The sequence below is a fragment of the Streptomyces sp. NPDC026417 genome, assembly GCF_055567695.1.
In genome coordinates this window covers 422,294-430,874 of sequence record NZ_JBVHPY010000004.1, presented here as the reverse complement: position 1 = coordinate 430,874, position 8,581 = coordinate 422,294, and the positions used below count along the sequence as shown (strand labels likewise).

Sequence of the window (8,581 nt, the reverse complement as noted above, 5' to 3'; positions counted from 1 at the left end):
TGTTAAGCACGCCGCCAGCGTTCGTCCTGAGCCAGGATCAAACTCTCCGTGAATGTTTTCCCGTAATCGGGAGAGCATCACGAGAGCGGAACCAGGGGAGGAATAATCCCCCGGTTCACAGCGTCCTCGCTGATGTTTTTTCAAAGGAACCTCGTCCCAGCTGATGCTGGAGACGGGGTATCAACATATCTGGCGTTGATTTTTGGCACGCTGTTGAGTTCTCAAGGAACGGACGCTTCCTTTGTACTCACCCTCTCGGGCTTTCCTCTGGGCGCTTCCCTTCGGTGTTCCAAACTCTATCAGTGATTTTCCGTCTCCCCGACCACCGTCCGGCGGACATGCAGAACGGATCCCGAGATAGGATCTGACAAGTTTGGGTGCTGCCAGGCAAGGGCGCGTGATCGCGTCGCTCGGCCCCAAGCAGGTCTTCGACTCTACACGCGGCCCCCGAGTGGGTGCAAATCCGTTGGAGGGGTGGTCTAGACCTCTACTCGGGAGCTATCGTGCGGAACCGGCAGTTCATCTGACATACGCTGCTCAACAGTGCGCCGTCCGGTACAGGCAGTGACGGCCCATTTGAATCTCCACCCCTGGGAGGCTTCCCATGACCACCGTGACGTCCCCTCTTGCAGGACGGGCCATCGCGCTCGCCGCAGTGCCGGACCCCGTCTTCTCCGGAGCCATGGTCGGCCCCGGTACCGCGATCGATCCCGTGCGCGAGCCCTCGGACGCCGTGGCGCCCGTGGACGGGGTCATCGTCTCGCTTCACCCGCACGCCTTCGTCGTCGTCGACGACGAGGGCCACGGCGTGCTCACCCACCTGGGCATCGACACCGTGCAGCTCAACGGCGAGGGCTTCGAGCTCCTCGTGAACAAGGGCGACTCCGTGACGCGCGGCCAGTCCGTGGTCCGCTGGAACCCGGCCGCCGTCGAGGCCGCCGGCAAGTCCCCCGTGTGCCCGGTCGTGGCGCTCGAGGCCACGGCCGAATCCCTCTCCGACGTCCGCGAGGACGGCGACGTGAAGGCCGGCGACAGCCTCTTCGGCTGGCAGTGACGGCAGTGCCGTCCCCGGACGGCGAACGGACAACCACCGCGGCGGCCGGGCCCGCCGCTCTATCGGAGACGGGTGAGATGGAGACAACGCTGCGAGGCGTCGGCGTGAGCCACGGTGTGGCGATCGGCGAGGTTCGGCACATGGGGACGGCGGTTCTCGAACCGCCGGCCAAGCAGATTCCCGCGGAGGACGCGGAGCGCGAACAGGGGCGCGCCCGTAAGGCCGTGGAAGCTGTGGCGGCCGATCTGATGGCACGCGGCAACCTGGCCGGGGGCGAGGCTCAGGCCGTGCTCGAGGCTCAGGCCATGATGGCCCAGGACCCGGAGCTGATGGCCGACGTGGAACGGCGTATCGCCGTCGGCAGCACGGCGGAGCGCGCGGTCTACGACGCCTTCGCCGCGTACCGGGCGCTGCTGGCGGGTGCCGGCGAGTACCTGGCCGGGCGCGTGGCCGACCTGGACGACGTGCGGAACCGCATCGTGGCCCGGCTGCTCGGGGTGCCCATGCCGGGTGTCCCGGACAGCGACGAGCCGTACGTCCTCATCGCGCGTGACCTCGCTCCGGCCGACACCGCGCTGCTCGACCCGACCCTCGTGCTCGGTTTCGTCACCGAGGAGGGTGGTCCCACCAGTCACAGCGCGATCCTCGCGCGGGCGCTGGGCGTGCCCGCCGTGGTCGCGCTTCCCGGCGCGGGTGAACTCGCCGAAGGCACGGTCGTCGCCGTGGACGGCAGCACCGGTGAGGTCTTCGTGGAGCCGAATGCCGACAAGAAGGCGCAGCTGGAGGCCGCGGCGGCCGAGCGCAGGGCGGCGCTGTCGGCCTCGACCGGTCCCGGCGCCACGTCCGACGGACACAAGGTGCCGCTGCTGGCCAATGTCGGCGGTCCCGCGGACGTACCGGCCGCGGTCGAGGCGGGTGCCGAGGGCGTCGGTCTGTTCCGCACCGAGTTCCTCTTCCTGGACGACAGCAAGAACGCGCCGTCCGAGGAGAAGCAGGTCGAGGCGTACCGCCAGGTGCTCGAGGCGTTTCCCGAGGGCCGGGTGGTCGTGCGGGTGCTCGACGCCGGTGCGGACAAGCCGCTCGACTTCCTGACTCCGGCGGACGAGCCCAACCCCGCCCTGGGGGTGCGCGGGCTGCGCTCGCTGCTGGACCACCCGGACGTGCTGCGTACCCAGCTGACCGCGCTCGCGAAGGCTTCGGAGGGGCTGCCGGTCTACCTCGAGGTCATGGCCCCGATGGTGGCGGACCGCACCGACGCGAGGGCGTTCGCGGACGCCTGCCGGGAGGCGGGGCTGCGGGCCAAGTTCGGTGCGATGGTCGAGATCCCGTCGGCCGCGCTGCGGGCGCGGTCGATCCTCCAGGAGGTCGAGTTCCTTTCGCTGGGGACCAATGACCTCGCGCAGTACACGTTCGCCGCGGACCGGCAGGTGGGTGCGGTCTCCCGGCTGCAGGACCCGTGGCAGCCCGCGCTGCTGGACCTGGTGGCGCTGTCCGCCGAGGCGGCGAAGGCCGAGGGCAAGAGCTGTGGTGTCTGCGGCGAGGCCGCGTCGGACCCGCTGCTCGCCTGTGTGCTGACGGGGCTCGGGGTCACCTCCCTCTCGATGGGTGCGGCGTCGATCCCCTATGTACGGTCGACGCTGGCGAAGTACACGCTGGCGCAGTGCGAGCGTGCCGCGGCCGCCGCACGTGCCGCGGACACCGCCGAGGAGGCGCGGAACGCGGCTCAGGCGGTGCTGTCCGGCGAGTAGGCGGGACGGGCGACCGGCTTGTGGTGAGGGGCGCTCCACCTTCGGGTGGGGCGCCCCTCGCGCGTTCAGTGCGTGTGGCCGCTCCCCTCTTCTCCCGCTTCGCCCAGGTCGGGTGGGGCGCAGTAGTCGACTCCGGACTCCGGCGAGAGGATGTCCCCGTTCTCGATGTCCGTGCAGTAGGCGTCGAAGACCTCGGCCGCGGTCAGCGGTTCCAGGCCCTCGCCGCGCAGGCGCCAGCCGTAGACCCGGTCGGTCCTGCCGGGTGCGGACGTGCGCATGACCAGTCCGCCCGGGGAACCGGTGGCGATTCCGAGGGCGAGGACCGTCGCGAACTCGAGGGCTTCGGTCTCGTCCACGGGTGTCGCGTCCTCGGTGGCGTCCGCGTGCAGCACCGCCGTGAGGGTTTCGGGCTCCGTCGAAACGCTGCACACGAGGTGGCGCTCACCGGTGCCGGCGGTGTCGAGGACGCGGGTCAGCAGGTCGGTGGCCCGCAGGAAGGCGGCGCGTCCGATGTCCTCGCCGCAGGACGCGCAGTCGCCGATGCGGGCCAGGAGGGTGGTCGCGTACTCCCACGTGGCCTGGCGGACGGCTTCGTCCACGAGGTCGGGGACGAGCTCGGTCAGGGGTTGTCCCTCGTAGGGGAGGGTGGGGCCCGTGGCGGCGAGCTCGGCCGTGAAGCGGGTGCGGCTGGACGGGGCGTCGGGGACCAGGCCGCGGTCGGCGCAGAATGCCGCGTACTCCTCGGGGTCGAAGAGGGCGACGGTGGTGTGGCCGCCCTGGGCGGCGAGCGTCCGCAGCAGGGCTTCCACCTGTCGGAGGTAGGTGGGGTGGTCGTCGAAGGTGAAGGTGCGGTAGTGCCGCATCGCCGCGAAGTCCTCTTCGTCGGTGAGCAGGCCGATGGTTCCGGCGATCTCGCGGCGCAGTACGCGTCGCATGGTCCCGTGTGCGGTGTGCTGCATGTTTCCCCCTGTGCACGGTCGATCAATGCTCACTCACAGTAATCGGCGGCACTGACAATGCCTCTCGGCTGAGTCGACCGCGTACGAGGCGGTGCTGGATTCCGCAGGTCAGAGCTATCGTCCCGCCGAATACGGCCCATCCGAGGGGTCCGGTGGCGATGGCGGCGGTGACGGCCAGTGGTCCCAGGCTGCGCTGGACGGACTGGGCGAGTCCGTGGACGCCGAGGTATGCGCCCTGGGCGGTGTCGGGGGCGAGGGCGAGGGAGAGGTCCCAGGAGACGGTGGCGTGGAGCATCTCCGCCACGGTGAAGGCGACGGCCGCGCCGGTGAGGGACAGCGTCGCCGTGAGGGATCCGCCGGTGCTGGAGAGGGCCATCAGTACACCGCCGAGGGCGAAGAAGGCGGAGAGCGGGAGCAGCAGGGCCCGGGCCGCCGCGGTGCGGGCGCCGAACCGGGCCAGGGGGACCTGGAGTGCCACGACCATGACGTTGTTGAGGACCATGAGCAGGGGTGCGAGTCCGTGCGGAGCGCTGCTTCCGTGGGCGATCCACAGGGGCAGTCCGACCTTGAACACCGCGTCGTCGAGGAAGAGGACGGCCTCGGTGGCGACGTAGCCGAGGTAGGTGCGGTCGCGCCAGGGGCCGCCCGCCTTCGGCGCGGGCGCGGGACTCTGCGACGAGGTCACGGTGCGCGAGGGGGACGGCGGTTCGCCGCAGCGGCGGGTGAGGAGTGCGACGGCGGCGAAGGAGAGGCCGTCGCCCACGAGGAGCCACTGGTACGCCGCCGTGGTGCCGACGGCGAGGGCGGCCGCCGCGATGAGGCCGCCCACGGCCCATCCGGCGTTGGCCACGGTCCGGTTGACCGCCTGGTAGCGGACGCGGTCGGGGCCGGATACGCGGGCCGCGTAGAGCTTGGTGAGGACGTTCGCGGCGCGGTCGCCGAGGCTGCCGACGGCGGAGAAGACGAGCAGCAGTGCGTAGGAGTCGGTGGTGAGGAGGGCGAAGGAGGCGAGGGCGCGCAGGAGTTGCAGGGCGATGAGGAGGTGGGTGAGGGGCATGCGATCGGCGATGCGGCCGCCGAGCGGCGCTCCGGCGATGCCGATGGCTCCGGCCACCGCGACGAGGGTGCCGACCTCGGCGACGGAGAGGCCGGTGACGTAGGTGAAGTACAGGACGGAGACGGAGGCCCAGAGGCCGCTGCCGATCCGGTCGACGAGAGCGATCCAGAGCATGCGGCGGCCGTCGGCGCCTCCTGGAATGCGGGTCCACCATGCGGCTGCGCGGCGTATCGGACTCACTGCTCCCCCTTGCTTGCCGAGTATGTATTGATACATACTTGGTAACGTGGCAACACAATATGGGATCAGTGGCACGACGGCCAAGGGGATTGCCTCGTCCGTCGAACGCGGCGTGGCCGAAGGGGTGTTGGGCCCCGGTGTCCCACTGCCGCCGGTACGGCGCCTCGCGGACGACCTCGGGGTGAGCCCGGGGACGGTGGCGACGGCGTACAAGGAGCTGCGGCGGCGCGGGATCGTGGTGACGCGCGGGCGCGGCGGCACCGTCGTCGCCGCGGCCCCCGCGGTCGCGTCCCGGCGTCCGCCGAAGGTGCCGCCCGGCGTGCGCGACCTGGCGGGCGGGCACCCCGATCCGGTGCTCCTCCCGCATCTGGTTCCGCCGTCGCGGCTCTCCCCCGGGGCGCGGTCGCACCGCAGCACACCCCGGCTGGCGCGGCTCGAGGAGGCGGTGCGCGCGTGGCTGGGCCCGGACGGGGTGCCGACGGACGGCGTGACGTTCGCGCACGGGGCCCTGGACCTCATCGGGCGCCTGCTGTCCGTGGAGTTGCGGCCGGGTGACGCCGTCGCCATGGAGGACCCCGGCTATCACCATCTGCTCGATCTGGTGACGGCTCTGGGCCTGCGTACGGTGCCGGTGGCCGTGGACGACGAAGGGATCCGCCCCGAGGCGCTGCGTGCCGCGGTGCGGGCGGGCGTCCGGGCGGTGGTGTGCAGTCCGCGGGCGCAGAACCCGTACGGCGGGTGCTTCTCGGCGGAGCGCCGGGACGCGCTCGTGGAGGTGCTCCGGGAGGCGCCGGAGGTGCTGGTCGTGGAGAACGACCACGCGTCCGCCGTCGCCGGCGCCCCGCTGCGGACGCTGACCTCGGGCGGTCTGACCCGCTGGGTGCACGTCAGGACCGTCAGCAAGTTCCTCGGGACGGACCTGCGGTGGGCCGCGGCGGCCTGCGATCCGGTGACGCTGGCCCGCCACGACGGCCGGCTGCTGCTGACCTCGGGCTGGGTCAGTCATCTGCTCCAGGAGACGGTGCAGGGTCTGCTGGCGGACGAGGGCACGCGCGCGTTGGTGGCCCGCGCCGAGGACATCTACGGGCTGCGGCGCGACGCGCTCGTCGGGGATCTCGCCGGGCGCGGCATCGAGGCGCGCGGGGTGAGCGGGATGAACGTCTGGGTGCCGGTGCGGGACGAGTCCGCCGTGGTGAACGGCCTGCGGTCGTACGGCTGGTGGGTCGCGGCGGGTGCCCGGTTCCGGATCGCGTCCGGCCCGGGGGTACGGATCTCGGTCGCGGATCTCGAACCCGCCGACGCGGGCCGGCTGGCCTCGGACTTCGCCGCCGTACTCGGCGAGTCCGAAGCCACCTACGGGGGTTGATCAGGAGCGCTTGCGGGCCAGGTCCTCGTAGAAGCGGAGGAGTTCGACGTCGTCCACGGAGCCGACGTTGACCGCCTTCTCCAGGGAGGCGCCCTGGAGAAGGCGCTTGACCGGGACCTCGATGCGCTTGCCCGTGAGGGTGTGGGGCACGCCGGGGACCTCGATGACCTCGTCGGGGACGTGGCGCGGCGACAGCTGCTCGCGGATGGTCCGCTTGATGCGGTCCAGCAGGGCGTCGTCGAGTGCGGCGCCGGGTGCGAGGTGGACGAACAGCGGCATCCAGTAGCCGCCGTCGGGCTGTTCGACCCCGATGACGAGCGACTCCTTGATCTCGGGGAGGCGCTCGACGGCTTCGTAGATGTCGGCGGACCCCATGCGCACGCCCTGGCGGTTCAGGGTGGAGTCGGAGCGGCCGTGGATGACGACGGAGCCGCGGGAGGTGACGGTGATCCAGTCGCCGTGCCGCCACACGCCGGGATACGTGTCGAAGTAGCTGCCGTGGTAGCGGCTGCCGTCGGGATCGTTCCAGAAGCGGACCGGCATGGACGGCATCGGGTTGGTGACCACGAGCTCACCGACCTCGTCGATGACGGGTTTCCCGCTCGGGTCCCACGACTGGAGGTCCGTGCCCAGGCCGGGGGCCTGGAGCTCACCGATGTGCACCGGCAGCGTGGGCACGGCTCCGGCGAAGCAGGAGCACACGTCCGTGCCGCCGCTGACCGAGGCGATCCACAGGTCGTCGCGGACCTCGTCGTGCAGCCAGCGGAATCCGTCCGGCGGCAGCGGGGATCCGGTGGTCGCCACGCACTGGACGCGTGAGAGGTCGAAGTCCCGGGAGGGATGGACGCCCGCCTTGCGGCATGCCATCACGTACGCCGCGGAGGTGCCGTAGAGGGTGGCGCCGGTGCGCTCGGCGATGCGCCACTGGGCCGCGGTGTCGGGGTATCCGGGGCTGCCGTCGTACAGCACGATCGTGGTGCCCGTGAGCAGGCCGGAGACGAGGAAGTTCCACATCATCCAGCCGGTGGAGGTGTACCAGAAGAAGCGATCCCCGGGTCCCAGGTCGCAGTGCAGACCGAGCTGCTTGAGATGCTCGACGAGGATGCCGCCCTGGGACTGGACGATCGCCTTCGGCAGGCCGGTCGTGCCTGAGGAGTACAGCACCCACAGGGGGTGGTCGAAGGGCACCGGCTCGAAGACCGGCTCCACGTCCGCCGCCGTCAGCGCGGCCCAGTCCAGGGCGCCCTCGGGGGCTTCGGTGCCGAGCAGCGGGATGTGCACGACGGCGCGCAGGGTGGGCAGTTCGCGGCGCAGCTCGGCGACCGTCTCGCGCCGGTCGTGCTCCTTGCCTCCGTAGCGGTAGCCGTCGACGGTGAAGAGCACGACGGGTTCGACCTGCTGGAAGCGGTCCAGGACGCTGCGGGCTCCGAAGTCGGGTGCGCAGGACGTCCACACTCCGCCCACGGCTGCCGTGGCGAGGAGGGCCACCACGGCCTGCGGGATGTTCGGGAGGTATCCGCTGATCCGGTCCCCGGGCCGCACTCCGAGGGCACGCAGTTCGGCGGTCAGGGAGCCGACCTGGCGGCGCAGCTCGGACCAGCTCACGGGGCTCGGCTCGTGGGTCTCGTCGACGTACAGGAGCGCGGGCTCGTCGGCGCGGGTCGCGGCCGCGCGCAGGGCGTGTTCGGCGTAGTTCAGGGTTGCCCCGGGGAACCATTCGGCGCCGGGCATCGAGCGGTCGCCGAGCACGCGCGCGTACGGGGTCGAGAACCGCACGTCGAACCACTCGGTGACGGCCTTCCAGAACGTGTCCAGCTCGTCGACGGACCAGCGGTGCAGCGCCGGATAGCCCCCCGACGCCGGTGCTCCGTGGTGCTCGGCCGCCCAGGACTGGAACCGGGTGACCTGGGCCCGGTCGATACGTTCCTGGTCGGGCTGCCAGAGCGGCGAGGCGTTCGCAGAGGACATGGGGCGGCTCCCGGACTGTGCGCGTCGTGTGCGTCGGGCGCGCACGGGCAGGGGTGTGCGCGTCACGCGGCTGACACGGACGATGCCATGTGATCGACTTCCGCACCAGGGTGTGCCCCACATAGTCCGTGTCGTGAAGATGTGCCCTCACCACGGGTGAACGGCAGTTGAACGCCCCTCCTCCGAGGC

At 71.3% G+C, this 8,581-nt stretch carries 6 protein-coding genes; 3 read left to right on the top strand and 3 right to left on the bottom strand.

From position 1 onward, the window contains the following. Positions 1–604 precede the first annotated feature (604 nt). Together ACZ4NT_RS09580 and ptsP are read left to right on the top strand one after the other, a co-directional pair. Complete coding sequence (locus tag ACZ4NT_RS09580; RefSeq protein ID WP_121404513.1) at positions 605–1,054, top strand: PTS glucose transporter subunit IIA; 450 nt, start codon at positions 605–607, stop codon at positions 1,052–1,054. A gap of 77 nt (positions 1,055–1,131) precedes the next feature. Beyond that, positions 1,132–2,802, top strand: a complete 1,671-nt coding sequence (gene ptsP / locus ACZ4NT_RS09575) for a phosphoenolpyruvate--protein phosphotransferase (RefSeq protein WP_121404512.1) — start codon at positions 1,132–1,134, stop codon at positions 2,800–2,802. A gap of 65 nt (positions 2,803–2,867) precedes the next feature. On the opposite strand, the gene ACZ4NT_RS09570 is transcribed toward ptsP, so the two are convergent. Together ACZ4NT_RS09570 and ACZ4NT_RS09565 are read right to left on the bottom strand one after the other, a co-directional pair. After that, positions 2,868–3,761 carry a hypothetical protein gene (locus ACZ4NT_RS09570; protein ID WP_467724499.1) on the bottom strand — a complete coding sequence of 298 codons (894 nt, stop codon included), beginning with the start codon at positions 3,759–3,761 and terminating at the stop codon, positions 2,868–2,870. 22 nt (positions 3,762–3,783) lie between these two features. Continuing rightward, positions 3,784–4,992 carry an MFS transporter gene (locus ACZ4NT_RS09565; RefSeq protein WP_467724497.1) on the bottom strand — a complete coding sequence of 403 codons (1,209 nt, stop codon included), beginning with the start codon at positions 4,990–4,992 and terminating at the stop codon, positions 3,784–3,786. A 112-nt stretch (positions 4,993–5,104) separates the two neighbouring features. Here ACZ4NT_RS09565 and ACZ4NT_RS09560 point away from each other — a divergent pair, with 112 nt between their 5' ends. Further along, positions 5,105–6,424 (top strand): aminotransferase class I/II-fold pyridoxal phosphate-dependent enzyme, encoded by a 1,320-nt coding sequence (locus ACZ4NT_RS09560; RefSeq protein WP_467724496.1) that lies wholly within the window; start codon positions 5,105–5,107, stop codon positions 6,422–6,424. Here the strand turns inward: ACZ4NT_RS09560 and ACZ4NT_RS09555 are convergent, their stop codons facing one another. Beyond that, complete coding sequence (locus ACZ4NT_RS09555; protein WP_121404508.1) at positions 6,425–8,392, bottom strand: acetoacetate--CoA ligase; 1,968 nt, start codon at positions 8,390–8,392, stop codon at positions 6,425–6,427. Between the last annotated feature and the right edge of the window lie 189 nt (positions 8,393–8,581).